Genomic DNA, 26,092 nt, shown 5'->3' with positions numbered 1-26,092 from the left:
CCGCCATGACCCAATCGCCCCCCCGCGTCCGCAAGGCCGTGCTGCCCGTCGCCGGCCTCGGCACCCGCGTGCTGCCCGGCACCAAGACCACGCCGAAGGAACTGCTGAACGTCGTCGACCGGCCGATCCTCAGCTACATCGTGGCCGAGGCGCGCGAAGCCGGGATCGAGCACATCGTCTTCGTCACCGGCCGCTTCAAACAGGCGATCGAGGACTATTTCGACCACCAGGTGGAGCTGGAGGCCCAGCTCAAGGCCAAGGGCAAGACCGACATCCTGGACCAGCTGACCGGCGAGCTGCCGGTCCCGGGCGAGATGAGCTTCACCCGCCAGATGTCGCCCCAGGGGCTGGGTCATGCGGTCTGGTGCGCCCGCGACATTGTCGGCCGCGAACCCTTCGCGGTGCTGCTGCCGGACGTCATCGTGGACGCCGAACCCGGCGCTCTGAAACAGCTGCTCGACGCCTATCGGGACGTCGGCGGCAACGTCATCGGCGTCGAGGCGGTGCCCGAGGACCAGACCCACAAATACGGCATCGTCGATCCCGAGAGCCGCGACGGCGTGCGCATCCGGATGAAGGGCATGGTCGAGAAGCCCAAGGCGGGCACGGCGCCGTCCAACCTCTCCATCGCGGGCCGATATGTGCTGCAGCCGGAGATCTTCGACCTGCTGGCCGATCAGGACCCCGGCGCCGGCGGCGAGATCCAGCTGACCGACGCCATGGCCCGGCTGATGGCGTCCCAGACCTTCACGGCGGTGGAGTACGAAGGCGTCACCCACGACTGCGGCGACAAGATCGGACTGCTCAAGGCCAATGTCGCGCTGGCGCTGAAGCGGCCGGACCTCGGCGAGGCCGCTCGCGCCGCTGTATCCGGCCTGCTCTAGGCCCTTCTGACGCGGCCGGGCGGGTTCCGCCCCGCCGCCGCTTCGGCTAGGCAGGGAAAGAGTTCGGCGAGGAAACGAAAAGATGCGCGTACTGATCCTGGGCGGCGACGGATTCTGCGGCTGGCCCACGGCGCTTCACCTGTCGGCCCGCGGTTGGGACGTCACCATCGTCGACAACCTCAGCCGTCGGAACATCGACAACGAGCTGGAGGTGCAGTCGCTCACCCCCATCCGGCCGATGGGCGAGCGCATCGCCGCCTGGAAGGAGGTCTCGGGCCGCGAGATCGGCTTCGTCAACATGACGGTGGGCAAGGAGTTCGACCGCCTGGTCGAGCTGATCCGCACAGAACGGCCCGACAGCGTCGTCCACTTCGCCGAACAGCGGGCCGCGCCCTATTCGATGAAGTCGGCCCGGCACAAGCTCTACACCGTCGACAACAACCTGAACGCCACCAACCACCTGCTGGCGGCGATCGTCGAGAGCGGGCTGGACGTGCACCTGGCGCACCTCGGCACCATGGGGGTCTACGGCTACACCACCGCCGGCCTGCGCATCCCCGAGGGCTATCTGAAGGTCACGGTCGACACGGACCATGGACCGACCGAGCAGGAGATCCTGTTCCCGCCGAACCCGGGCTCGATCTACCACATGACCAAGACCCAGGACGCGCTGCTGTTCCAGTTCTACGCCAAGAACGACGGCCTGCGGATCACCGACCTGCACCAGGGCATCGTCTGGGGCGCCCAGACCGAGGAAACCAAGAAGGACGAGCGGCTTATCAACCGCTTCGACTATGACGGCGACTACGGCACGGTGCTGAACCGCTTCCTGATGCAGGCGGCGGTCGGCTACCCCCTGACGGTGCACGGCTCGGGCGGCCAGACGCGGGCCTTCATCCACATCCAGGACACGGTGCGCTGCGTCGAGCTCGCCCTGAAGAACCCGCCGAGGCGCGGCGACCGGGTCAAGATCCTGAACCAGATGACCGAGAGCCGGCGCGTGCGCGACCTGGCCCGGATGGTCGCCGACCTGACCGGCGCCGAGGTTCACAATGTGCCGAACCCCCGCCAGGAGGCCGACGAGAACGAGCTCGTCGTGGCCAACGACCAGTTCCGCGATCTGGGCCTGAAGCCGATCACCCTGGCCGAGGGGCTGATGGCGGACGTGACCGAAATCGCCCGGCGCTACGCCGACCGCGCGGACCTGACGAAGGTGCCCTGCGTCTCGCACTGGAACGCCGCGCGCGCGGCGGCGGCGGACGCCCCCGCCACGGTGGCCTCCACGCCCGCCCGCAAGGCCAGCTGAGGCGCATGCCGAGCCTTCTGGTCTTCGGCGCCGGCTATCTCGGGCTCGAGACCCTCAATCTGGCGCGGGCGCGGAGTCATTCGACCACGGGGGGCTCCCGGTCGGCGAGCCGTCGCGCCGAGATCGAGGCGGCGGGTCATGCCGCCGTGGACACCGGCGACCCGGACGCCCTGCGCGCGGCCGTCGCGGGGACCTCCGCCATCCTCATCACCGCGCCGCCGGACGCCGAGGGCTGTCCCGGCGCCCGCGCCCTGCTGCCCGCCCTGGCGCAGGCGCAGGCCTTCCCGGACTGGATCGGCTACGTCTCCACCACCGGCGTGTATGGCGACCGGAACGGCGGCTGGGCCTTCGAGGACGACGCCCTGAACGCCGCTACGCTGGAGGCCGCGCGCCGGGTCAAGGCCGAGCGGGAGTGGCTGGACGCCGGCCAGGGCATGGGGCTGACGGTCCAGATCTTCCGGCTGCCGGCCATCTACGGTCCGGGGCGATCGCCGGTGGAGCGTCTGAGGGACGGCTCGGCCCGGCTGGTCAGAAAGCCCGGCCAGGTCTTCAACCGCATCTTCGTGACCGACGCCGCAGAGGGAATCCTGGCGTCGATGGCGCGGCCAAATCCGGGCCGGGCCTACAACCTCGTGGACGACGCCCCCGCCCCCGCCGACGTCGTTCTGGAATGGACCGCGCGGCGCCTCGGCCTGCCGCTCCCGCCGGAGGTCGACTGGACCGACCCGTCGGTATCGGATGCCATGCGGCGCTTCTATCTGGACTCCAAGCGCGTCTCGAACGCCCGCGCCAAGGCCGAGCTCGGCTGGCGCCCCGCCCACCCGACCTGGCGCGAAGGGGCGGAGGCGGTGCTGCGGGGCGAGGGGTGAGTGGCGCCAGTGAGCATGGGGTGAGCAGGGCGTGCGCAGGCGATGGCTCAGCGGCTCACCCCTCGCTCACCAGGACTCTTCACACAGTGATCAGAACGGAAGCAGGTTCCGCTGGCGGCTGTAGCTCATGGTGCCCACGTTGGCGCCGAGCCGGAGGCCCACGCCGGTGCGGATGGGCGCCAGGATGATGCCGTCGGCCTGCTGGTAGTTCACGCCCAGGCCCGCCACCAGATAGGCCGAGCCCTCCACGCCGGGGTAGCGGCGGTAGATCATGTCCGGATGGTACAGGCCGTAGACCAGGGTGAAGACGCGCGACGCGTTCCCGCCGATGTCCCAGCCCACCGAGGCGCCTTGCCAGAACACCTCCTGCGAGGCGCTGAGGTCCTTCATGTGCAGGGCGCCGCGGCCGTAGCGGGCCCCGATCACCGCGGCGCCGGAGGCTTCCTCGCCGGCGATATAGGCGGTCGGCCGGTCGCCCTGGTCGGCGAAGATGCGCTCGATGGCGCCGCCCACGGCCTCCGCCGCGATGCCGAGCTCGCGCGAACCGGCGGCGATCAGTTCATCGGCGGTGTAGGCGGGGGCGGTGCGATCCGAGGAGATCGGATAGTTGGGGTCCTGCGCCGGGCGGCTGGCGCACGCCCCCATGGCGAAGGCGGGGCCGGCGGCGAGGCCGGTCAGGATCAGCTGGCGACGGTGCATGGCGGGACCTTTGGGACGGCGACCTGGGCGCGAGGAGGACGGCCGAGAGCCTCCGCCGCCTTTGCGGCAGCCTTGGGACCATAGGGTTAACCGGACCTTACGGCCGCGCGCCGGACGTCAGCCTCTGAGCGTCGCCCCGACCTTCGCCGCCGCCGCGGTGATCTTGCCGGTCAGCGCCTCGATCTCCGCATCGGTCAGGGTCGCCTCGCGCGGCTGGATCACGACCTCGAGCGCGAGCGAGACCTGACCGTCCGGCACGCCCTGGCCCCGATAGACGTCGAACACCCGCACGTCCTCGATCAGCGCCTTGTCGGCGGCGGCGACCGCCCGGACCAGCTCGGCGGCCGGTTTCGCCGCGTCGATCAGGAAGGCGAAGTCGCGGGTGAGCGGCATCAGGTTCGGCAGGTCCAGCGCCGGACGGGCCTTGCCGCCCTTTCCGGCGCGCGGCTCGGGGATGGCGTCCAGATCGATCTCGAAGGCCAGCATGGGCGCCGACGCGTCCAGCGCCTTCAGCGTCCGCGGATGCAGCGCCCCGAACTCGGCGACGACGGTCTTCGGGCCGAGCTGCAGGCGCGCCGACTGACCGGGCCGCCACCAGTCGCGGTTCTGGCCCTCGACCAGCTGCAGCGACCCGACCGGCGCGCCCAGCGTCTCCAGAAGCGCGTAGAGCTCGGCCTTCAGGGCGAACAGCGGGTGCTCGCCCGCGCCCGACCAGTGACGCGGCGCGTGCGGCGCGATCAGGGCGGTGATGGTCGTGCGCTGATCCTGCGGCCGGTCGCCGAGATAGATGGGGCCGATCTCGAACAGGGCCGCGTCGGCGTGGCCGCGCGCGGCGTTCCGAGCCGCCGCCTGGATCAGGTTCGGCAGGATCGAGGGCCGCATGCAGTCCAGGTCCGACGCGATCGGGTTCTCGAGCCTCAGCGCCTCGGCGCCGCCGCCGAACAGCTCGGCCGTGGCCTGGGCCGTGAAGGACCAGGTGACCGCCTCCTGGAACCCTTGCGCCGCCAGCGCCCGACGGGCGGTGCGCATGCGGGCCTGACGGGCGCTGAGCACGCCCCTCGGCGGGCGGGGTGCGTCGGGCAGCGGCGTGGACGGGAGGGCGTGGTAGCCGGCGATGCGGGCGACCTCCTCCACCAGATCAGCCGGCCCCTCCACGTCGCGGCGGAAGGACGGCGGCGTCACCCTCCAGGGGGAGCCGGTCGCCACCTGGAAGCCCAGCGCGGTCAGGATCTCGCCGATCCGGCCGTCCGAAAGCTCCAGCCCCGACAGCCGCTTCACGATCGCCGGGTCGAAATCGAACGCCGTCGGGTCCGCCGGCGCCTGACCCGCCACCGTGATCTCCGACGGCGCGCCGCCGCAGAGCTCCAGGATCAGCTTCGTCGCCAGCTCCAGCCCAGGGATCACCGACGCCGGATCGACCCCGCGCGCGAAGCGGTACTGGGCGTCGGAATGGATGCCGAGGTCGCGCCCGGTCTGGGCCGTCGCCAGCGGGTCGAACCAGGCGCTCTCGATGAAGACGTCGGTCGTGGCCTCGTCGCAGCCGGTGGACTCCCCGCCCATGACGCCGCCCAGGCCGATCGGCCGCTCGCCCGCCGCGTCGGCGATGACGCACATCTGCGGCTCCGCCGCATAGGTCTTGCCGTCCAGCGCGATCAGGTGCTCGGGCTCTCCGGTATCGTTCGCCGTCTGCCCGCCCCGCGCGACGATCTCGGTCCCGACCAGCTTGGCCATGTCGTAGACATGCAGCGGCCGCGCCCGGTCATACGAGATCAGATTGGTCACATCGACCAGGGCGTTGATCGAGCGCAGCCCGATTGCCGTCAACCGTTGCTTCAGCCAGTCCGGCGACGGGCCGTTCCGGACGCCCCGGATCACCCGGCCCGCGAACACGGGACACAGGCCGGGCGCCTCAAGCCGGACCGTCACCGGGCACGGATAGCGGCCGGGAACCGCCGTGATCTCCGGCGTGGTCAGCCGTCCGACGCCCGCGGCGGCCAGGTCCCGCGCGATCCCCGCGACGCCCAGCCAGTCGGGCCGGTTCGGCGTCACCTCGAAGTCGATCACCGGCTCGGCGCCGAACACGCCGGCGGCGGGCGTGCCGACCCGCAGGTCGTCGGGCAGCTCCAGGATGCCGTCGGACTCGTCCGAGAGCTCGAGCTCGGACGCCGAACACAGCATGCCGTTCGACACCACGCCGCGCACGGGCTTCTCGACCAGGGTCACGCCGAGGCCCGGCACATAGGCGCCGATGGGCGCATAGATGGTGGTCAGGCCCGCGCGGGCGTTCGGGGCGCCGCAGACGATCTCCTTCATGCCGTCGACGGTCTCGACCTGACAGACCTGCAGCCGGTCGGCGTTCGGGTGGCGCTCGGCCGAGAGGATCCTCGCCACCGTGAAGGGCGCCAGCGCCGCGATCGGATCGTGGACCTCCTCGACCTCCAGCCCGGCCATGGTCATGGCCTCGGCGATGGCGTCGACCTCGGCGGACGTGTCGAGGTGTTCCTTGAGCCAGGACAGGGTGAACTTCATCGCGGCGCTCCACCCAGACCGAGCGCGAGCACCTCGCTGATGAAGGCGTCCGAGCCGGTGAAGCCGACGCCGTAGAATTCGCAGCCTTCGAAGGTGGAGCCGCGAACCGGCACCGTGCCGACCGCGCGCGGCCCTTCCGGCCGGAGCACCAGATTGCGGATGTCTCCGCGCGCGTCGCCGAAGTTGGTGGCCGAGAAGACCACGTCCTCGCCGACCAGCACGATGGCGGGGCCCTGCAGCCGGCAGCGGCGGAAGGTGCGTCCCTGGATCAGCGGCGTTCCGCTGGACGAGGCGGCGAGCAGCAGTTCCGGCAGGCTGATGTCCACATCCTCGAAGAGGGTCGCGGACAGGTCGTCGGGCGGCGTGACGGGGCGTTGGATCGTCATGGGCGGGATCAGCTCAGGCCGGTGGCCAGGTTGGGCGCGGCGAAGGGCGAGAAGCCGTAGTGGGCGAGCCACCGCGTGTCGCCCTCGAACATGGGGCGCAGGTCGGGGATGCCGTACTTCAGCATGGCCAGGCGATCCACGCCCATGCCGAAGGCGAACCCCTGCCATTCGGACGGGTCCAGGCCGCAGGCGCGCAGCACGTTCGGATGCACCATCCCGCAGCCCAGGATCTCCATCCAGTCGTCGCCCGCGTTGAGCCTGAGCGTGCCCCCCGAACGGTCGCAGCGGATGTCCATCTCGGCGGACGGCTCGGTGAAGGGGAAGTGGTGCGGCCGGAAGCGGGCGTCGATCGCGTCCATCTCGAAGAAGCGCGCGACGAAGGTCTGAAGCGTCCACTTCAGGTGGCCCATGTGGATGTCGCGGTCGATCACCAGGCCCTCGACCTGGTGGAACATCGGCGTGTGGGTGGCGTCGGAGTCCTTCCGGAAGGTCCGGCCCGGCGCGATGATGCGGATCGGCGGCTCCCGGCCCGCCGCGATCCAGCTCGCCGGCGGCTTGTCGTTCGTCACGCGCATCGTCCGGACCTGCACCGGGCTGGTGTGGGTCCGCAGCACCTTGCGCTCGCCCGTCTCCGGGTCGGGTCTGAGGAAGAAGGTGTCGTGCATCTCCCGCGCCGGGTGCTTGGGCGGGAAGTTCAGCGCCGTGAAGTTGTGGAAGTCGTCCTCGATGTCGGGGCCCTCGGCGACCGAAAAGCCCATCTCGGCGAACAGGGCGGTGATCTCGTCCATCACCTGCATCGTCGGGTGAACCGAGCCTCGACGGCGTGGGGCCGGCGGCAGGGTCAGGTCGATCCGTTCGGCCAGCAGCCTGGCGTCCAGCTCGGCGGCCTCCAGCTCGGCCTTGCGAGCCGCCAGGGCGGCGCCGACCCGATCGCGCAGGCCGTTGATCATCGGCCCCTTCTCGCGCCGCTCGTCCGGGCTCATCGCGCCCATGCCCTTGAGCAGGCCCGAGATCGTGCCCGTCTTGCCGAGCGCGGCCACGCGGACGGCCTCGACCTCGGCGGAGGTGGCGGCCGCCCCGATGGCGTTGATCAGGTCGAGTTCAAGCTGGGCGAGATCGGTCATGGGAGCGTCGTCTAGCGGCTGGGGATGAAAGCAAAAAGCCCCCCGGCGCTGGCCGGGGGGCTTTTGGGCGTTCCGAGTGTCGGAATACTTAAGCCAGGGCCGCGCGGACCTTGTCGGCGACGGCCTTGAAGCCGGTCGGGTCGGCGGCGATGGCGGCCAGCACCTTGCGGTCAAGCATCACGCCGGCCTTGTTCAGGCCGTTGATGAACTGGCTGTAGGTGAAGCCCTCGGCGCGGGCCGCGGCGTTGATACGCTGGATCCACAGGGCGCGGAACGAGCGCTTCTTGTTGCGGCGGTCGCGGTAGGCGTACTGACCGGCCTTGTCCACCGCGGCCTTGGCGGCGCGGATGGTGTTCTTGCGGCGGCCGTGGAAGCCCTTGGCCTGCTCCAGAACCTTCTTGTGCTTGGCGTGGGAGGTGACCCCCCGTTTGACGCGAGCCATGATGTTTTTCCTTCGGAAGTCCCCTACCGCTCGGCCCGCGGGGCCTCGCTGCTTGAGGGGATCATTTCAAACTGAGTGACGGTTGAAGTTCGATCCTGCCGCGCGCCGATCAGGCGTAGGGCATGTAGGACTTGATCTTCTTGGCGTCCGCGTCGCTCATCACCGAGGTGCCGCGGTTCTGGCGGATGTACTTGGCGTTGTGGCTGATCAGGCGGTGGCGCTTGCCCGCCACGCCGGCCTTCACCTTTCCAGTCGCCGTCAGTTTGAAGCGCTTCTTGGCGCCCGACTTCGTCTTCAGTTTCGGCATTTTCCGTTCCTTTTCAGTCGGCGGGACGGACCCGCCGCCGGTTCTGAGGACCGCCCAGGCATGCCTGTTCGCCCGGCGGTCCGGTTACGCGAAGGCGCGGCTTCTAAGCGATCAGGCCCGCGAAGGCAAGTCGGCCGGCGATGCGGCCGACGCTTCCGCCTCGATCCGGCGCGCCACCCGCCCGGCGTTGATGGCCATGACGGCCGCCGGCACGGTGAAGGCGGCGCCGATCAGGAAGGGCCAGTCGTGGCCGACGCCGGAGAAGACGGCGCCCGCCGCGATGGGGCCGAGAATGCGCGCCGAGGAGCTCGCGGCCATGTTCAGGCCCAGCATCGCCCCCTGTTCGTCCGGCGAGGTGGCCCGGCTGATCATGGCGGAGATGTTGGGCATGGTCATCGCCATGCCGAAGGCCCCCAGACCCATGAAGACCACCACCAGCGCCTCCGTCGGCGACAGCACCTGAAGCACCAGCCCGGTCCCGAAGGTCAGACAGCCGAACGCCAGCACCCGGCTTTCGCCGAACACCCTGGCCAGCCGCCCGGCGAGAACCCCCTGCGTGACCACCGAGACGACGCCGACGACCATGAAGGCCAGCCCGACCTCGCGCGCGTCCCAGCCATATCGGGCGGCGGTCCAGAAACCGAACGTCGATTCCATGCCCGAGAAGCCCGCCATGTAGATCAGGGTGACGAGCAGCACCCTCGACACCACCGGATTGGCCCGCGCCCGTTTCAGGCCGGCCAGGAACGGTGGGCGCTTCGCATCCGGGGCCGAGCGGGCGCGACTCTCGCGCAGCAGGACCCAGACGCCGATGAAGGCCGCCAGGGCGAGCCCCGCGGCCGCGAAGATGGGAATCTGGTAGCCCAGCCGCCCCAGCTCGGGGCGGGCCAGGAGACTGCCCAGGCCCGGACCGACGATGAAGCCGGCGCCGAAGGCCGCGCCGATCAGACCCATGCGCCCCGCCCGCCGCTCCGGCGGGGTCACGTCGGCCACATAACCCTGGACCGTCGAGATGTTGCCGGCGCCCACGCCCGTGAACAGCCGGATCGCGATCGCAGTCCAGATGTTGGGCGCGAAGGCCAGCGCAAGATAGCCGACGGCGTTGGCCAGGAGGGTGATCATCAGCACCGGCTTGCGCCCGATCCGGTCCGACAGCCGGCCGAGGATCGGCTCGCCGAAGAACTGACCCAGCGAATAGGCCGAGAACATCAGCGTCACCTGCCAGGTCGGGGCGCCCAGGCTCTCGCCGAAGAACGGCAGGAGCGGAATGACCAGGCCGAAGCCGACGAGGTTCAGAAAGACGATGGCGAACAGCACTGCGAGCGCGGACGCCTTCGGGCCATTCGGAGCCTGATCGGATATCGCGGCGCTCATGCGCCGCTTCTAGGCTCAAGCCGGGCTGTGGGAAAGCCGCGAGCCCCGCGACCTATCCGCTCCGTCCGTAGGCGGAATGAAATCCAAAATTGCGTCGTAAAAACTTGATGTTGGGTCAAGCTGATCTTAAGCGCCCCGGCTCAGCTTGCGGCTGTCCTCTCCCCGGGAACAGCCATGGCCGTCATTGGTGACTTCGTCGAACGGATCAAGCCCATCGCTCCGGACGCCCGGGGCGCCGAGGTCTTCGACCGTTTTCAGGCCGAGCCCGACGTCCTCGCCCTGGCCGTGGTGGACGGCGACGGCCGCCCCCTGGGGCTGGTCGAACGCAACGCCTTCTTTCTCAAGATGGGGGCGGAGTACGGACGCGCCCTCTACGCCCGCCGGCCGGTTCAGGCCCTGATGGACGCCGACGCGCCGCGCGCCGAGGCCTCCACGCCCGCCGACGCCTTCTTCCGCCAGGCGGGGGCCGCGAACATGAGCGCCCTGCTGCGCGGGTTCATCGTCACCGACCAGGGCCGGTACGTCGGCGTCGGCACGGCGCTTCACCTGATGCAGGCCGGATCGGCCCTCTATCGCCAGCGCGCGGATCAGATGACCGCGCTCGCCGCCGACCTGTCGCGCGCCGAGGCCGAGGCGCGCGCCTCCAGCCGGGCCAAGTCCGAGTTCCTGGCGGTCATGAGCCACGAGATCCGCACGCCGCTCAACGGGGTGCTGGGCGTCGCGGAACTGATCGACCGCAAGCTCGAGCAGCCCGAGCTCAAGCCCTATGTCGCGACGATCCTGGACTCCGGGCGCACGCTGCTGCGCCTGTTGACCGACGCGCTGGACATGTCGCGCGCCGAAGCGGGCCTCTTGACCCTGGAGCCCCAATCGCTCCGCCTTTCGGGCCTGGCCCGCGACGTCGAGATGCTGTGGCGACCTCGCGCCGAGGAGCGCGCCATTCGGCTGGAGGTCGACGCGTCCGAGGTGGAGACCGCCTGGGTTCGCGCCGACGGCATGCGGATGAAGCAGGTGCTCAACAACCTGATCGGCAACGCCCTGAAGTTCACGCCCGTCGGCGGGCGGGTGACCGTGCGCCTGACCGGCTCCGGCGCGGGCGATCCCCTGCGCCTGCGGGCCGAGGTCGAGGACACCGGGCCCGGCGTGCCGGAGAGCGCCGCCGCCACCATCTTCGAGCCGTTCAACACCGGACAGGCGGGCCGCGAGGGCGCCGGCGCCGGTCTGGGCCTCGCCATCTGTCGTCAGATCGTGGACCGCATGGGCGGGGTGATCGGACTGGAGACGGGCGCCGGCGGGGGCGCGCGCTTCTGGTTCGAGCTGCCGCTGGAACGATCCGATCCGGACATCGCCGCCGCCGAGGCCGAGATCGCGCCGCCGACGCCGCATGAGACGCTGCACGTCCTGATCGCGGACGACAACGCCACCAACCGCTTCGTGGCCGGCAAGCTCTTGGAGACCTTCGGCTGCACCCACGCCGCCGTTGAGGACGGAGCCCAGGCCGTGCGGGCGGTTCAGCAGGAGCGCTTCGATCTCGTCCTGATGGACATCAAGATGCCGGTGATGGACGGGCTGCAGGCCACCGCCGCGATCCGGGCGACGCCGGGGCTCGACCGCGATCCGCCGATCATCGCCCTGACCGCGAACGCCGATCCGCGCGACGCCGAGGTCTATCGCGCGGCGGGCATGGCGGCGGTGGTGGAGAAGCCGATCCGCCCCGACGCCCTGCTGGACGCGATGCGTCGGGTTTTGTCGACGGCCGAGCCGGACGCCGTCATGGCGGCCTGATCGAAGCCTACTTCGGCGCCAGGATCATGATCATCTGGCGGCCCTCCATGCGGGGGGCGTACTCGACCTTGGCGACCTCGTCGAAGTCGGCCTGAACCTTGTTGAGCAGCTTCATGCCCAGCTCGGGGTGCGCCATTTCACGACCCCGGAAGCGCAGGGTCACCTTGACCTTGTCGCCCTCCTCGAAGAACCGGTGCATGGCCTTGGCCTTCACCTCGTAGTCGTGGGTGTCGATGTTGGGCCGGAGCTTGATCTCCTTCAGCTCGACGACCTTCTGCCGCTTGCGCGCCTCGGCCTTCTTCTTCTGCTCCTGGAACCGGAACTTGCCGTAGTCCAGGATCTTGCAGACGGGCGGATCGGCGGTGGCGACGATCTCGACCAGGTCCATGCCGGCTTCCTCGGCGGCCTCCAGCGCGGCGGAGATGGGCATGACGCCCTGCTTCTCGCCGTTCTGATCGATCAGCAGAACGCGGGCGGCGCGGATTTCCTGGTTCGTGCGCGGACCGTCCTTGACGGGCGGCGCTTGCATGGGACGGCGAATGGGCGTCGTTTCCTTATGTGGTCGATGAAGGGTGTCGTCGTCGGGCGAGCGAAACCGCGCGCCTGCGCACGGTCCCTCCCAAGGCGTCAGATATGCCCGCCGCGGCCCGTGATTTCAAGGCGGCAGGGCGGATCAGCGGCGAATGTGCGCGTCGTGCAGCCGGATCACGGCCTCGAAGACGTGCTGCACCGTCAGGTCCTCGATCGGCGCGAACTGACCGCGCGTCTCATTGGAGGCGACCGTCGCCGTCCTCGGGCCCCAGGGGCCGTAGAGCCACCATTCCGTCGGGCCGAACAGGCCCAGCGTCGGTCGTCCCAGCGCCGCCGAGACATGCATCAGCCCGGAGTCGTTGCCGACGAACAGGTCCGCCCGGTCGATGGCGGCGGCCGAGGCCAGGATGTCCCCCTTGCCGACGAAATCGATCCCGCGCGGCCCGGCCGCCTCAAGCGCCGGCGTCGCCGGCGGCCGATCGCCCGGCCCGCCCACGGCCATGAAGCGCCAGCCGTCGAAGCGCGGCTCGACCTTCAGCCGCTCGACCAGCGCCCCCCACCGATCGGCCGGCCAGCTCTTGCCGGGCTGGTGGGCGATGGGCGCCAGGGCGAGGATCGGTCCCGACCCGGCGCCTCCCGCCAGTTGCGGATCGATGACGGCGGCCGCCTCGGAGCGCGCGCGGTCATCGAGGAAGATCTCCGGATCCAGGTCGCGGTCCGCGCCCATCATGGCCGAGACCATCTGGACCTTTCTCAGGCCCGTCTCGAGCTTTCGCGAATAGACGATCCGGCGGCGCGCGTTCAGCAGCCAGGCCAGGCCCGAGCCCCGGATGTCGACGACCATCTCCCAGCGGGTCGCCCGCGCCTGTCGCCACAGGTCCAGCCAGTGGCCGGACAGCTTTTTCTTGTCGAGCGGGATGACCTTCACCACCCCCGGCGCCGAACGGAAGAAGGGCGCGGGCGGCCGCCCGCACGCCACGGTGATCTCCGCGCCCGCAACCTGCCGCGCGATCTCGCGGATCACGCCGGACGAGATCACGCAGTCGCCGATGCGGTTGGAGGTGACGAACAGGACTTGGGGGGCGTTTCCGTCGGCCATCCGGTTTGGCTATCAGGCGCGGAGGCTTTGCGCGAGAGGGCGACATGGACGCGATCGAACGGCTGGACACCCAGGGCGGCCACGCCCTCGCCTATCGCCGTGTCGAAGGCGCCGGGCCGACGGTCCTGTGGATCGGAGGGTTCCGCTCGGACATGGAGGGGACCAAGGCCCTGGCTTTGGACGCCGCCGCGCGCGAGCGGGACTGGGCCTATGTCCGCTACGACCACTTCGCCCACGGCCAGAGCTCGGGCGCCTGGACGGACGCCACGATCGGCCGCTGGCGCGAGGACGCCCTGGCCCTGATCGACCACATCGGCGGCCCGGTGATCCCGGTCGGGTCGTCCATGGGCGGCTGGGTGGCGCTGCACGCCGCCCTGGCCCGGCCGCAGGCGGTCGCCGGCCTCGTGCTGATCAACCCCGCGCAGGACTTCACCGAACGACTGATGTGGCCCTCGCTTCAGGATCACGAGCGCCAGGCCATCCTGCGCGACGGCCAGGCGACGATCGCCGACCCAGGGCTGGGCGACTATGTGCTGACCCGGCGCTTCTTCGAGGAGGCGCGCGACTGGCTGCTGCTGGACCGGCCGATCCGGCTCGAGGCGCCCGCCCACATCCTGCAGGGTCTGCGCGACGACGTCGTGCCGTGGCGCCATCAGGTCGAGTTGATCGAGCGGCTGACCGGCGCGGACGTCACCCTTGAGCGGATCGAGCACGGCGACCACCGGCTGTCCGACCCGCCTCAGATCGCGCGGCTGATCGCGGCGGTCGAGGCCATGCGACGCCGTCAGCGCTGGACGAGCCCGGCCTAGGGCGCGATGAAGCGGCCATGACCGAGCCCTCCGCGCCCCTTCGTCCCGATGTGCTGATCGTCGGCGGCGGGTTGGCCGGCGCGACCCTGGCGCTGGCGCTCAAGCGGCACGGGCTGGAGCCGCTGGTGGTCGACGCCCAGGCGCCGGCCGAGCGCCTGGCCCCGACCTACGACGGCCGCGCGACCGCCATCGCCTTCTCCACCTTCCGCATGTTGAAGGCGCTGGGCATGGGCGAGGCGCTGGAGCCTCACGCCTGCCGCATGGACCGCATCCTGGTGACCGATGGCCGACGTCCCGGGGCCGCATCGCCCCCGCCGTCGCCCGCCTTCCTGCGGTTCGACGCCGATGAGATCGCCGAGCGCACCCAGGGCGAGCCGCTGGGTTATCTGGTCGAGAACCGGCGCATCCGCCTGGCCCAGGCCGAGGCGCTGAAGCGCGACGGCGTGGCCCTGCTGGCGCCCGTGCGGACCGACGATCTCGGGATCGAGCGCGACGGCGTGCGCGCGCGACTTCAGGACGGGACGGGGATCCAGGCCCCGCTGGTGGTCGCCGCCGACGGGCGCGGCTCGCGGGTGCGTCAGGCCGCGGGGATCGGGGCCGTCGCATGGCGTTACCGCCAGAGCGGGGTGGTGGCCACGGTGCGGCTGGAGCGGGATCACGGCAACGTGGCGCACGAGTACTTTCTGCCGGACGGGCCCTTCGCCATCCTGCCCTTGACCGAGCGCCGCGCCAGCCTCGTCTGGACCGAGTCGACGCGTCGGGCCGAGGCGCTGCGGGACGCGTCCGACGCCGCCTTCCTGTCCCACCTGCGCCGCCGCTTCGGCGAGTTCCTGGGCGAGGTCACGATCGAGGGGCCGCGCTTCGTCTATCCGTTGGCGCTCGAACTGGCCGAGGCGCTGACCGCGCCCCGCGTCGCCCTGGTCGGGGACTCCGCCCACGGGGTGCATCCGGTGGCGGGCCAGGGGCTCAACATGGGGCTGAAGGATGTGGCGGCGCTGACCGAGGTTCTGGTCGAGGCCGCCCGGCGCGGCGAGGACCTGGGCTCGGAAGCCGTGCTCGACCGCTATGCGCGGTGGCGCCGGTTCGACAATGTGGCGCTGACGGCCGGCTTCGACGGATTCGTGCGGCTGTTCTCGAACGACCTGGCGCCGATCCGGCTGGCCCGCGACCTCGGCATGGCGGCGGTCAACCGCATCGCCCCGCTCAGACGCGCCTTCATGCAGGAGGCGGGCGGCGGCGCCGGCGACCTGCCGAAACTGCTGCGCGGGGAGCCGGTTTAGCCCTCTCCTCCCCCGCGAGCGGGGGAGGGGGACCGCGAAGCGGTGGAGGGGGCGACCGAGAGCGCCGGTGCTTGAACTCGCCCCCTCCACCACTCTTCGGGCGGTCCCCCTCCCCCATCAGGATGGAGGAGGAGCGAAGGTCAGCCGCCGACCATCTGCATGCCCAGCCATTCGGCGATCAGGGCGGGCTTGTCGGCGCCCTCGATCTCGACGGTGAGTTCGTGCTTCAGGAGCCAGCGCCCGCCGCCCTTGTCCTCGGCCGAGAGCAGCTTGAACCGCCCCCGCACCCGCGATCCGGCCGGCACCGGCGCGAGGAACCGCAGCTTGTCGAAGCCGTAGTTGACGCCCATCACCACGCCCTCCAGCGGCTTGACCGCGTCGTACGACATGGCCGACGCGAGGCTCAGCGTCAGGAAGCCGTGGGCGATCGTGCCGCCGAACGGGGTCGCCTTCGCGGCCTCCGGGTCGATGTGGATGAACTGGCGGTCCTCGGTGATGTCGGCGAAGGCGTCGATGCGCGCCTGGTCCACCTCGATCCAGCGGCTGACGCCGACCTCCTGGCCGATCAGGGACGACAGGTCGGACGGTCTGGTCATGCGGCTCTCCCGGGGAAGCGGTCTTCGATGATGGCCGAAAACAGCGCCGGATCAATGTTGCCGCCCGACAGCACCGCGACCGTCGTCAGCCCCTTCGCCTGGACCTTGCCCGCCAGCAGCGCCGCCAGGGACACCGCCCCGCCGGGCTCGACCACCAGCTTCAATTGACGGAAGGCGAAGCGGACCGCCTCGGCCGCCTCGTCGTCGGTGACGGTCTCGACCCGGTCCAGTCGACGGTTGATCGGAAACGTCAGCTCGCCCGGCCGATCGGTCATCAGGGCGTCGCAGATGGTCGGTCCCGAGGCCGGCGGGTGGGTCATGCGCTCGCCCGCCGCCAGCGACCGGCGGGTGTCGTCGTAGCCGGCGGGCTCCACCCCGATCACCCGAGTGTCGGGCCAGCGCGCCGCCATGGCCAGGTTGATGCCGGCGATCAGCCCCCCGCCCGAGGCGCCGCACACCAGCTGATCGGCGGGCGCGTCCGCCTGTTCGGTGATCTCGAGCCCCGCCGTACCCTGGCCCTCGATGATGAAGGGGTCGTCGAACGGCTTGACCAGCACCGAGCCTCGCTCACGCGCGATCTCGGCCCCGATGGCCTCGCGACTCTCCCGATAGCGGTCGTAGCTGCGCACCTCGCCGCCGAAGCCCAGCACGCCCTCGACCTTCACCTTCGGGCTGTCGGCCGGCATGACGATCAGGGCGCGGGTCCCCATCAGCTGGGCCGCCCGGGCCACGGCCTGGGCGTGATTGCCGGAGGAATAGGCCACCACCCCGCGCTTCAGCTCATCTGGGCTAAGCCTGCTGATACGGTTGTAGGCGCCCCGGAACTTGAAGGCCCCGGCCACCTGGAAGGTCTCGCACTTCAACAGCACCCGGCCGCCGAGGCGTTCGTTCAGCGCCGGGTGCTCGATCAGCGGCGTGCGGACGGCGACCGGGGCGATCTGACGGGCGGCGTCGAGAACGCCGTCGAAGGAGGGAGTGCGCATGAGGCCCCTTAACCTGACCGCGGCGCTTTGCGTAGAGTGCCGCAATGGACCCGCTGATCCTCAGCCTCGACCAGGGCACGACCTCGACCCGGGCGGTGGCGTTCGCCCTGACCGGCGGGGGAAGCCTGACCCCGGTCGCGGTCAGCCAGATCGAGCTGGCCCAGCACTATCCGCATCCCGGCTGGGTCGAGCACGACGCCGCCGAAATCTGGGCCGCGGCGCTTCAGACCTGCCGCGAAGTGGTCGACAAGGCCGGGGGCGTCGCCCGCTTCGCCGCGATGGGTCTGACCAACCAGCGAGAGACGGCCGTGGTGTGGGACGCTGCGACCGGCGAACCCCTGCACAGGGCGATCGTCTGGCAGGACCGCCGCACCGCCGAGACGACCCGGGCGCTGGCCGCCGCAGGGCATGAACCGAAGGTCCAGGCCGCCACCGGCCTCATCCTCGACCCCTACTTCTCCGCGACCAAGTTCGCCTGGTTGCTGGACGCGGTGCCCGGCGCGCGGGCGCGGGCGGCGAGGGGCGAGATCCGGCTGGGCACCGTCGACGCCTGGCTGATCGACCGGCTCAGCGGCGGCCGCGCCCACGTCACCGACGCCACCAACGCCGCGCGCACCAGCCTGATGGATCTCGACACCCTGGCCTGGCGCGGCGACCTGTGCGAGCTGTTCGGCGTCCCGGAGCCGGCCCTGCCGCGCATCCACGCTTGCGCCGGACCGCTGGCGACCACCGCCGCCGAGATCTTCGGCAAGGCCTTGCCCGTCACCGGCGCGGCGGGCGACCAGCAGGCGGCGCTGGTCGGTCACGGCGCGCTGAAGGCCGGCGACGCCAAGATCACCTACGGCACCGGCGCCTTTCTGGTGGCCAATGTCGGCGATCGCCCGGTCCCGTCTTCGGCGCGCCTTCTGGGCACGCTCGGCTATGTCGCCGACGGCGCGCGCGCCTACGCCCTTGAAGGCTCGATCTTCTCTGCCGGCTCGGCGATCCAGTGGCTGCGGGACGGGCTGAAGGTGATCGACGAGAGCCGCCAGTCCGAGGCTTTGGCCAAAAGCCTTCCCGACAACGGCGGCGTCTATCTGGTCCCCGGCTTCACCGGCCTGGGCGCCCCCTGGTGGGCGCCGGACGCGCGCGGCGCCCTGACCGGCCTGACCCGCGACGCCGGCCCCGCCCACTTCGTCCGCGCGGCGCTGGAGAGCCTGGCCTATCAGACCCACGACCTGCTGGACGCCCTGAAGCAGGACGGCGCGCCGCAGCTGTCGGTGCTTAAGGTCGACGGCGGCGTCACCGCCAACGCCTGGGCCATGCAGTTCGTGGCCGACATCTGCGAGGTCGTGGTCGAGCGGCCGGCCTATCAGGAGATGACGGCGCTGGGGGCGGCGCGTCTCGCCGCCTTCGGGGCGGGCCTGATCGACGATCTCGAGGCGCGCGAGGACGCCGCCCCGGCCCGCTGGATCCCACGCATGGACGACGCTGAGCGAGGGCGGCTGCTCAGGGGCTGGCGCGCCGCGGTGCGCGCCGCCATGATCGCGGCCGATCCGGAGACCGCATGACCCAAGACCCCAGCCTGGACCCGCAGGACGCCTTCTCCGGCACCCGCGACGTCGACCCCCGCCATGCGCTGGACGCCGCCGCCCTCGACCTCTGGATGCGCGATCACGTCGACGGCTACGCCGGCCCCCTGACGATCCGGCAGTTCAAGGGCGGGCAGTCCAACCCGACCTACGAACTCACGACCCCGACCGCCGCCTACGTCCTGCGCCGAAAGCCGCCCGGGACGCTGCTGGCCAGCGCCCACGCCGTGGACCGCGAATTCCAGGTCATCTCGGCCCTGCATGCCCAGGGCTTCCCCGTCGCTCGGCCCTACGCCCTGTGCGCCGACGACGCCGTCATCGGCTCGATGTTCTATGTCATGGCCAGGGTCGAGGGCCGGGTCCTGTGGGACCTCAAGCTTCCCGGGCTCGAACCCGCCCAGCGCCGCGCCATCTACGAGGCGCAGGTCCGGACGCTGGCCCAGCTGCACGCCTACGACCCGGCCGCCATGGGCCTTTCGGACTACGGCAAGCCCGGCAACTACTTCGCCCGCCAGGTCGGCCGCTGGTCCAAGCAGTACCGGGCGTCCGAGACCGATCCCATCCCGGCCATGGACCGGCTGATCGACTGGCTGCCCCAGACCCTGCCCCCCGAGGGGCCGGCGCGGGTGGTCCACGGCGACTACCGGCTCGACAACCTGATCCTGGCGCCCGACGCGCCGGAAGTCCGAGCCGTGCTGGACTGGGAGCTGTCGACGCTCGGCGACCCCATGGCGGACTTTTCCTACTTCCTGATCGCCTGGGCCATTCCGGCGTCCCTCAGGAACGGCCTCGCGGGGGCCGATCTCGAGGCTCTGGGGATCCCGAGCGTCGAGGAGATGGTCGAACTGTACGCCGGCCTGACCGGCCTTCGCCCCGCCGACCTCGACTGGCTCTACGCCTACAACCTGTTCCGGCTGGCGGCGATCTGCCAGGGCATCGCCGGGCGGGTGCGCGACGGCACCGCGACCTCCGCCCACGCCCGACAGATGGCCGCCCAGGCCCTGCCCCTCGCGGAGGCCGCCTGGGCCTTCGCCCGCAAAGCTGGCGCCTGATCTGATCCGCCCGCGGAGGGATTGACACATGGACGCCGTGCAAGCGTCGCCGAACGATGATTGGCGCGCCGGGCGGCGGCGAAGCTAGAGCCGACACCCGAGCGGTCGATCGTGGGGCTGAACCCGCGCGCCGCGTCGGGGAACCCTCATGAAAGCCTCTCTGTGGATGAGCGCGGCGCTGACGCCGCTCCTCTTCGGCCTCGCCCAGCCCGTCGCGGCCCAGGACGCCGACGACCAGCCGACGCAGGTGTCGGAGATCATCATCACCGGCCAGCCCGTCTTCCGGAACCGTACTGAGGACGTCGCGCCGACCCTGAGTTACGACCTGGAGTACTTCCAGCGCTTCGAGCCCCTGACCGTCGGCGACGCCCTGAAGCGCGTGCCCTCGGTGGCCTTCCTGTCAGACGTGCTCGAGTCGGACGGCGTCCGCCTGCGCGGCCTGGACCCGGGCTATACCCAGATCCTGATCAACGGCGAACGCGTCCCGGGCGCCGGCGTCGATCGCTCCTTCTTCGTGGACCGCATCCCCGCCGAGCTGATCGAGCGGGTCGAGGTGGTGCGCTCCTCCTCGGCCAATCGCTCGGGCGACGCCGTCGCCGGCGCCATCAACATCGTGCTGCGTGACGCCTACACCCTGGACGGCGGCTATGTCCGCGCCGGCGCCATGCGCTTCGACGACGGCGAGTTCCGCTACACCGGCGGCCTCACTTTCGGGGGCGAGGTCGGCCCGGGCCGCCTGCTGCTCGGCGCGAACGTGCAGGACCGCTATAACCCGAAGGAAAAGTTCAGCATCCGCTATGACGAGCCGGGCGGGTCGATCGACAACGTCGAGGTCCAGACCGACGTGCGCGACGGCACCGACTATGCGCTGAACGCCGCCTATGAGGTCCCCTTCGCCGGCGGCGAGCTGGCCCTGACGGGCCTGTTCGTGCGCACCGAGCGCACCGAGAGCGAGAACTCGATCGAATACGCCGACGGGATCATCTCCAACGCCGAGCTCGAGACGATCAACGACAACGTCAACGACATCGAGACCGACAACTGGTCGCTCGGCGCGCGCCTGGAGCGGGAGTGGGCCTACGGCGAAACGACGCTTCGTATCGGCTACGCCGCCATCACCGACAACCAGTTCGAGTTCGAGGACGAGACCGCCTACGACCCGTTCCCGAGCGTGGACGAGTTCGAGAGCGCCCAGCTCGACACCGAGATCGAGGACACCGAGTTCTCGGCCTCGTTCGCCCATGAAATCGACCTGTCGGACGCGCTGGAGCTGGAGTTCGGCGTGCAGTACGTCGACAAGCAGCGCGACACCCTGATCCTGGAGCGCGAGAGCGACACGCCGGGCGTCTATCCCGATCCGTTCGAGGCCATCACCGGCGGCGACAACGCCATCGAAGAGACCCGCATCGACCCCTACGTCATGCTGGAAGGCGAAGGCGGCCGCCTGAGCTGGGAGGTCGGCCTGCGCTACGAAACCACCGACGTCACCATCGTCGACGAGACGGCCGATCCGGCCGACCGCGTGTCGGAGACGGACTACGCCGAGCTGCTGCCGTCGGCGAGCCTGAGGTTCGCGCTGAACGACACCGATCGCCTGATCTTCTCGGCCGCGCGGACCGTGCGCCGCCCGAACTTCAACTTCCTGTCGCCGGCGCTGCTGGAGGAGGAGGTCGGCGACAGCGACTTCATCGGCAATCCGGACCTCGAGCCCGAGACCTCCGTCGGCTTCGACATCGGCTTCGAGCGTCGTCTGGGCCGTCGCGGCGTCGTGGGCGTCAACGCCTTCTACCGCGACGTCACCGACCTGATCGAGAACGTGGTGGTCACCGATGCGTCCGGCACGCCGCTCGAGGGCAGCGAGGGTCCGGGGACCTTCGTCTACTCGGTGGAGAATGTGGGCGACGGCGAGGTCTACGGGGTGGAGTTCGACCTCTCGACGCCGCTGGACGTCGTCGGCCTGGAGAACACCGGCGTCTACCTGAATTACTCCTGGCTCGACAGCTCGGTGGAGGATTTCCTCGGCGACCGCCGCTTCAACAGCCAGTCGGACTACATCGTGAGCGCCGGCTTCACCCACGACATCCCGACCTGGGGCGCCGCCTTCGGCGCAAGCTACCGCAAGCAGGGCGACGCCTTCGAGCGCGTGCTGGCCGAGGAGGTCACCACCTCCTACGGCGAGGACCTGGAGATCTTCGTCGAGAAGACCTTCGGCGAGAACGTCGTCGTGCGTCTGACCGGCTCGAACCTGCTCAACGCCTCCAAGGACGAGATCTTCGACAAGTTCGACAACCTCGAAGACCAGATCGACCGCGACTACGACGAGTTCGAGCTCGAGACCGAGGAAGCCGGTCCCGTGTGGCAGCTGATCGCCCGCGTCGCCTTCTGATCCGACGACGCGCCTGAACCTGAGGGCCGGTCCTTCGCGGGACCGGCCCTTTCGTTTGCGTCAATTCGGGATGGCGACGTTCCGTCGGCTCGCGCGGCCCGCCCGTCTGCGCTAAGCCCGCCCCGGCCCGTCCCTTGCAGTTGAGTGGGTCGAGTACGAAAGCGGGACGCGACGATGTTTCTGGAAGGTCAGGTCGATTGGGTGCTGGTGCTGGCGATCGTCGCCGGGGTCAGCCTGGTCCTCGCCCTGGTCGCCTCTTGGTACGCCGTGACCCGCGGCGCGCGTCACGTGGACGCCAGCGACGAGCTGCAGGCGGCGCGGCGCGCCGCCGCCCTGGCCGAGCGGCGCCTGTTCGAGATCCTGAACGCCATCCCCGTCGCCCTGGTCGAGACCGACCCTCAGGGCAAGTTCGTGTTCGCCAACCGCGCGGCGCACCAGCTGCTCGGCCGTCGGGACGCGGAGCTTCTGGGCCTGCGCTTCCACTCCGCCACCTGGGGCATCACCTATCCGGACGGCCGGCCGATCCCGCCGGACCTCCTGCCCAGCGCCCGGGCGCTACGCGGCCAGACGGTCAAGGGCTTTCAGCACATCCTCGCCAATCCGGCGAACCGCAAGAAGATGCTGGTCTCGGTCACGGCCATGCCGATCGAGGACGAGATGGGCCGGATCATCGGCTCCACCGCCGCGATCGTCGAGACCGAGGGCCTGACCACGCCCGAGGCCGCGCCGCCCGAACCCGTCGTCGTCCAGGCTCCGCCCGCCCGCGACCTGACACGCCGCGTGTTCGAGGCCGCCGCCTCCGCGCTCGTGGTGATCGGCCCCGACGGCCGCGTCCTCGAAGCCAATCCTCAGGCCCGCGCGCTGAGGGCCGAGAGCCTGGACGGCGCCGATTTCGCCGAGCTTTTCCTGCCTGAGGACGGGCGCCTGGCGGGACGACAGGTCCTGCGCGCCGTCCTGACGGGCGCCGAGGATGCCGAGCCCCTCCTGTCGCCTCAGCTCGGCGACGGCGGCGTCGTGTGGCGCGCCCTGCCGCTCGCCGACGCCGAGGGCCGGATCGAGGCCGTTCTGCTGGCTGGCGAACGGGCCCCCGAGCCGGACCTCGAGCCCGAGCTGGAGGTCGAGGGCCCGGTTGAGAGCCAGGCGGACAACGAGGCCGCCGTCGCCGCCCGCGCCGAAGCCGAGCGCCTGGCCGGCGAGCTGGCCGAGACCCGCGCGCGCCTGGCGACGCTCGAACGATTGTCGGAGACCGAACGCGTGACGGGTCGCCGGCTCGAGACGGTCGGCCGCCTGACCGGCGGCGTGGCCCAGGACTTCTCCAGCCTGCTCGGCGTCATGACCAGTGCGCTCGACCTGATGCTGCGACAGGCCGACGATCCGGCCCGCGTGCGGCGCCTCGGCCAGGCGGCGCTCGCCGCAGGACAGAAGGGCGAGGTGCTGACGCGGCGCCTGTCCGCCTTCTCCCAGGGCGACGACGTCCCGGCGGCCCAGACGCTGGACGCCTCGACGCTGCTGCGCGGCCTGGAGACGCGCTTGCGGCGCGTGGCCGGCGACGGGGTCGACCTGCTGATCGAGGCGCCGGTCGAGCCGCTGATGTTGACGCTCGACCCCTCGGGACTTGAGGCCGCGCTGTCCGCCCTCGTCCGCAACGCGGTCGAGGCCGGGGGCGAGCCGCCGCTGTCTGTCGCCGTGCGCCTTGCGGCCGCGGATCAGGGCGGGACCTTCAGCGTGCGCGACAACGGCCCCGGCATGCCGCCCGATGTTCGGGAACGGGCGCTCGAGCCCTTCTTCACCACCCGCCCGGGCGCGGCGGGGCTCGGCCTCAGCGAAGCGCACGCCTTCGCCCGCCAGTCCGGCGGAACCCTGACGCTGGGCGACGCCCCCGGCGGCGGAACCGAAGTGCGGATCACCCTGCCCGGCGCCTGACGGCTGCCGCATCCGTCGCCACCTGTGCTATAGGTTAATGGCGGGAGAGAGGGAGTTCGACCATGCGGGCCTTGCAGGTGATCCTGGCGCTGGCGGTTCTGGCCTACGCCGGCTGGCTGGCGTGGCCCTTCGTGTCTCCGTTCCTCGAGGGCGCCTCGCCCGAGATCGCCGCCACCCGGGCCGAGGCGGCGCTGCCCGTCGCCCTGCCGGTCGCCGCCTTCTGGATCGGGGCCGTCGTCCTCTACGTCGTCGCCGCCCTTATGCTGGGCGCGGGCAATCCGCGCGCGGCCGTCGCCTACTTCATCGGCTTCCTGGCCGACGCGGCCCTGAGGCTCGCCATCGACCGCTCCGGCGACTCCGCGGCGCCGGAGATCGCGGCCCGCTCGACCGAGCTCGCCCCCTATGCGGAGCCGATGACCCGGGCGGGCGTCGACCCCGTCTGGATCGTGCTCGGCGCGCTGTTCGTCCTGGGCCTCCTGATCGCGGCGGTGTCGCGACGGAGGCGGCGACGGCGCATCCCCGGACAGCTCGGGGCCTGAACCGGTCCGCGACTCCCCTGCCGCCCCGCACCGCCTATATGAGAGCGTGACGCCGCCCGCGGTTGACCCGGCGGCGCCTGACGCTAGTTTCCGCCCGCTTTCCGCACCTGGCGCGCCCTCCCCGCGCGCCCCCGCTTCCGAGGATCCCATGGCCGAAGCCGCCCAACCCTATGACGTCATCATCATCGGCGGGGGTCCGGGCGGCTACAACGCCGCGATCCGCGCCGGTCAGCTGGGCCTGAAGGTCGCCTGTGTGGAGATGCGCGAGACGCTGGGCGGCACCTGCCTGAACGTCGGCTGCATGCCGTCCAAGGCGCTGCTGCACGCCTCGGAGCTGTTCGAGCTGGCGGCCAAGGACTTCGCCGGCCTCGGCATCGAGGTGCCGGCCCCCAAGCTGAACCTGCCCCAGATGATGAAACAGAAGGGCGAGAGCGTCACCGCCCTGACCAAGGGCATCGAGTTCCTGTTCAAGAAGAACAAGGTCGACTGGTTGAAGGGCCGCGGCCGCATCGACGGGCCCGGCAAGGTCGTGGTCGAGGGCGCCGACGGCTCCAGGACCTACGAGACGAGGAACATCGTCATCGCCACGGGCTCCGAGCCGACGCCCCTGCCCGGCGTGGCCTTCGAGGACGGCAAGGTGGTGGACTCCACCGGCGCCCTGTCGCTTCCGGCCGTGCCGAAGCACCTGGTCGTGGTGGGCGCGGGCATCATCGGGCTTGAGCTGGGCTCGGTCTGGCGCCGGCTTGGCGCGCAGGTGACCGTCATCGAGTTCCTGGACCGGATCACGCCCGGCATGGACACCGACCTGGCCACCGCCTTCCAGCGCACCCTGACCAAGCAGGGCATGACCTTCCGTCTCGGCCAGAAGGTCACCGCCGCCAAGACCACCAAGGACGGCGTGGAGCTGACGGTCGAGCCCGCCGCCGCCGGCGCGGCCGAGACGGTCAAGGGCGACGTCGTGCTGGTCGCCATCGGCCGTCGTCCCTATACGCAGGGCCTGGGCCTCGAGACGGTCGGGATCGAGCTCGACAAGCGCGGCTTCGTCGCCAACGACCACTTCCGCACCGGCAAGGACGGGATCTGGGTGATCGGCGACGTGACCCACGGCCCCATGCTGGCCCACAAGGCCGAGGAGGACGCGGTCGCGGCCATCGAGACCATCGCGGGCAAGGCCGGCCACGTCGATTACAACCTGATCCCCAGCGTCGTTTACACCTATCCGGAGGTCGCCTGGGTCGGGAAGACCGAGGACGAGCTGAAGGCCGCGGGCGTCGCCTACAAGACCGGCAAGTTCCCCTTCACCGCCAACTCGCGCGCCAAGATCAACCACGAGACCGACGGCTTCGCGAAGGTTCTCGCGGACGCGGCGACCGACCGCATCCTGGGCGTCCACATCATGGGGCCGCAGGCCGGCGAGCTGATCGGCGAGGCCTGCATGGCCATGGCCTTCGGCGGCGCGTCCGAGGACATCGCCCGCACCAGCCACCCCCACCCGACCCGCTCCGAAGCCGTCCGCCAGGCCGCCATGGGCGTCGAGGGCTGGACCATGCAGGCGTAAGAACTATATTAGCGAATCGGGAGTTGACTCCCGCATGGAATCGCCGGGAGCCCAAGCATG

The 26,092-nt window shown here is 70.8% G+C and carries 23 protein-coding genes; 12 read left to right on the top strand and 11 right to left on the bottom strand.

The window, feature by feature from the left end; genetic code table 11:
- The first annotated feature begins 5 nt into the window (after positions 1–5).
- The 3 genes from galU (at position 6) to ACFFGE_RS07825 (ending at position 3,059) form a co-directional block, all read left to right on the top strand.
- On the top strand, positions 6–884 hold the full coding sequence (gene galU, locus ACFFGE_RS07835; protein ID WP_376835757.1) for a UTP--glucose-1-phosphate uridylyltransferase GalU: 879 nt from the start codon (positions 6–8) through the stop codon (positions 882–884).
- An 82-nt stretch (positions 885–966) separates the two neighbouring features.
- Positions 967–2,190, top strand: coding sequence for an NAD-dependent epimerase/dehydratase family protein (locus ACFFGE_RS07830; RefSeq protein WP_376835756.1), 1,224 nt, complete (start codon positions 967–969; stop codon positions 2,188–2,190).
- A gap of 5 nt (positions 2,191–2,195) precedes the next feature.
- Entirely contained in the window at positions 2,196–3,059 is an 864-nt protein-coding gene (locus ACFFGE_RS07825; protein WP_376835755.1) for a Rossmann-fold NAD(P)-binding domain-containing protein, read from the top strand.
- 90 nt (positions 3,060–3,149) lie between these two features.
- Here ACFFGE_RS07825 and ACFFGE_RS07820 read toward each other — a convergent pair whose 3' ends face one another.
- The 7 genes from ACFFGE_RS07820 to ACFFGE_RS07790 all read right to left on the bottom strand — a co-directional run bounded on the left by ACFFGE_RS07820 (position 3,150) and on the right by ACFFGE_RS07790 (position 9,920).
- On the bottom strand, positions 3,150–3,758 hold the full coding sequence (locus ACFFGE_RS07820) for a DUF1134 domain-containing protein (RefSeq protein ID WP_376835754.1): 609 nt from the start codon (positions 3,756–3,758) through the stop codon (positions 3,150–3,152).
- Between the two features lie 117 nt (positions 3,759–3,875).
- Complete coding sequence (gene pheT, locus ACFFGE_RS07815; RefSeq protein WP_376835753.1) at positions 3,876–6,287, bottom strand: phenylalanine--tRNA ligase subunit beta; 2,412 nt, start codon at positions 6,285–6,287, stop codon at positions 3,876–3,878.
- A complete protein-coding gene (locus ACFFGE_RS07810; RefSeq protein WP_376835752.1) occupies positions 6,284–6,673 on the bottom strand; it encodes a hypothetical protein in 390 nt (129 codons plus the stop codon). Before ACFFGE_RS07810 ends, pheT begins: the two co-directional genes overlap by 4 nt.
- 8 nt (positions 6,674–6,681) lie before the next feature.
- On the bottom strand, positions 6,682–7,797 hold the full coding sequence (gene pheS / locus ACFFGE_RS07805; protein ID WP_376835751.1) for a phenylalanine--tRNA ligase subunit alpha: 1,116 nt from the start codon (positions 7,795–7,797) through the stop codon (positions 6,682–6,684).
- A gap of 88 nt (positions 7,798–7,885) precedes the next feature.
- Entirely contained in the window at positions 7,886–8,239 is a 354-nt protein-coding gene (gene rplT, locus ACFFGE_RS07800; RefSeq protein WP_376835750.1) for a 50S ribosomal protein L20, read from the bottom strand.
- 109 nt (positions 8,240–8,348) lie between these two features.
- Positions 8,349–8,546, bottom strand: a complete 198-nt coding sequence (gene rpmI / locus ACFFGE_RS07795; RefSeq protein ID WP_376835749.1) for a 50S ribosomal protein L35 — start codon at positions 8,544–8,546, stop codon at positions 8,349–8,351.
- Positions 8,547–8,657: 111 nt separating this feature from the next.
- Positions 8,658–9,920: an MFS transporter gene (locus ACFFGE_RS07790; protein ID WP_376835748.1), complete on the bottom strand. Its 1,263-nt coding sequence runs from the start codon at positions 9,918–9,920 to the stop codon at positions 8,658–8,660.
- 174 nt (positions 9,921–10,094) lie between these two features.
- Here ACFFGE_RS07790 and ACFFGE_RS07785 point away from each other — a divergent pair, with 174 nt between their 5' ends.
- Positions 10,095–11,705: an ATP-binding protein gene (locus ACFFGE_RS07785; protein WP_376835747.1), complete on the top strand. Its 1,611-nt coding sequence runs from the start codon at positions 10,095–10,097 to the stop codon at positions 11,703–11,705.
- Between the two features lie 7 nt (positions 11,706–11,712).
- Here the strand turns inward: ACFFGE_RS07785 and infC are convergent, their stop codons facing one another.
- Both infC and ACFFGE_RS07775 read right to left on the bottom strand, forming a co-directional pair.
- Positions 11,713–12,234: a translation initiation factor IF-3 gene (gene infC / locus ACFFGE_RS07780; RefSeq protein WP_376835746.1), complete on the bottom strand. Its 522-nt coding sequence runs from the start codon at positions 12,232–12,234 to the stop codon at positions 11,713–11,715.
- Positions 12,235–12,378: 144 nt separating this feature from the next.
- Entirely contained in the window at positions 12,379–13,335 is a 957-nt protein-coding gene (locus tag ACFFGE_RS07775) for a glycosyltransferase family 9 protein (RefSeq protein WP_376835745.1), read from the bottom strand.
- Between the two features lie 44 nt (positions 13,336–13,379).
- On the opposite strand from ACFFGE_RS07775, the gene ACFFGE_RS07770 reads away from it, so the two are divergent.
- Together ACFFGE_RS07770 and ACFFGE_RS07765 are read left to right on the top strand one after the other, a co-directional pair.
- Entirely contained in the window at positions 13,380–14,144 is a 765-nt protein-coding gene (locus ACFFGE_RS07770) for an alpha/beta fold hydrolase (RefSeq protein ID WP_376835744.1), read from the top strand.
- A 17-nt stretch (positions 14,145–14,161) separates the two neighbouring features.
- Positions 14,162–15,424 (top strand): UbiH/UbiF/VisC/COQ6 family ubiquinone biosynthesis hydroxylase, encoded by a 1,263-nt coding sequence (locus ACFFGE_RS07765; RefSeq protein ID WP_376835743.1) that lies wholly within the window; start codon positions 14,162–14,164, stop codon positions 15,422–15,424.
- 140 nt (positions 15,425–15,564) lie between these two features.
- Here ACFFGE_RS07765 and ACFFGE_RS07760 read toward each other — a convergent pair whose 3' ends face one another.
- Complete coding sequence (locus ACFFGE_RS07760; RefSeq protein ID WP_376835742.1) at positions 15,565–16,020, bottom strand: MaoC family dehydratase; 456 nt, start codon at positions 16,018–16,020, stop codon at positions 15,565–15,567.
- Complete coding sequence (locus tag ACFFGE_RS07755) at positions 16,017–17,003, bottom strand: threonine ammonia-lyase (RefSeq protein WP_376835741.1); 987 nt, start codon at positions 17,001–17,003, stop codon at positions 16,017–16,019. The genes ACFFGE_RS07760 and ACFFGE_RS07755 overlap by 4 nt, the downstream gene beginning before the upstream one ends.
- Positions 17,004–17,047: 44 nt before the next feature.
- Between ACFFGE_RS07755 and glpK the strand changes: the two genes are divergently transcribed.
- The 6 genes from glpK to lpdA all read left to right on the top strand — a co-directional run bounded on the left by glpK (position 17,048) and on the right by lpdA (position 26,032).
- Positions 17,048–18,553, top strand: a complete 1,506-nt coding sequence (gene glpK, locus ACFFGE_RS07750; RefSeq protein WP_376835740.1) for a glycerol kinase GlpK — start codon at positions 17,048–17,050, stop codon at positions 18,551–18,553.
- Complete coding sequence (locus tag ACFFGE_RS07745) at positions 18,550–19,626, top strand: phosphotransferase family protein (protein ID WP_376835739.1); 1,077 nt, start codon at positions 18,550–18,552, stop codon at positions 19,624–19,626. The genes glpK and ACFFGE_RS07745 overlap by 4 nt, the downstream gene beginning before the upstream one ends.
- 148 nt (positions 19,627–19,774) lie before the next feature.
- Entirely contained in the window at positions 19,775–22,012 is a 2,238-nt protein-coding gene (locus tag ACFFGE_RS07740; RefSeq protein WP_376835738.1) for a TonB-dependent receptor plug domain-containing protein, read from the top strand.
- A gap of 174 nt (positions 22,013–22,186) precedes the next feature.
- Positions 22,187–23,935 carry a PAS domain-containing sensor histidine kinase gene (locus ACFFGE_RS07735; protein ID WP_376835737.1) on the top strand — a complete coding sequence of 583 codons (1,749 nt, stop codon included), beginning with the start codon at positions 22,187–22,189 and terminating at the stop codon, positions 23,933–23,935.
- A gap of 62 nt (positions 23,936–23,997) precedes the next feature.
- Entirely contained in the window at positions 23,998–24,474 is a 477-nt protein-coding gene (locus tag ACFFGE_RS07730; protein ID WP_376835736.1) for a hypothetical protein, read from the top strand.
- 148 nt (positions 24,475–24,622) lie between these two features.
- The gene (lpdA, locus tag ACFFGE_RS07725; protein ID WP_376835735.1) at positions 24,623–26,032 is read left to right on the top strand and encodes a dihydrolipoyl dehydrogenase; all 1,410 of its coding nucleotides are present in this window, start codon (positions 24,623–24,625) and stop codon (positions 26,030–26,032) included.
- Positions 26,033–26,092 lie beyond the last annotated feature (60 nt).

The sequence above is a fragment of the Brevundimonas balnearis genome (genome assembly GCF_042434805.1).
GTDB lineage: Bacteria > Pseudomonadota > Alphaproteobacteria > Caulobacterales > Caulobacteraceae > Brevundimonas > Brevundimonas balnearis.
Note: the sequence above shows the minus strand (reverse complement) of the source record. Positions and strands in the feature narration are given on the sequence as shown.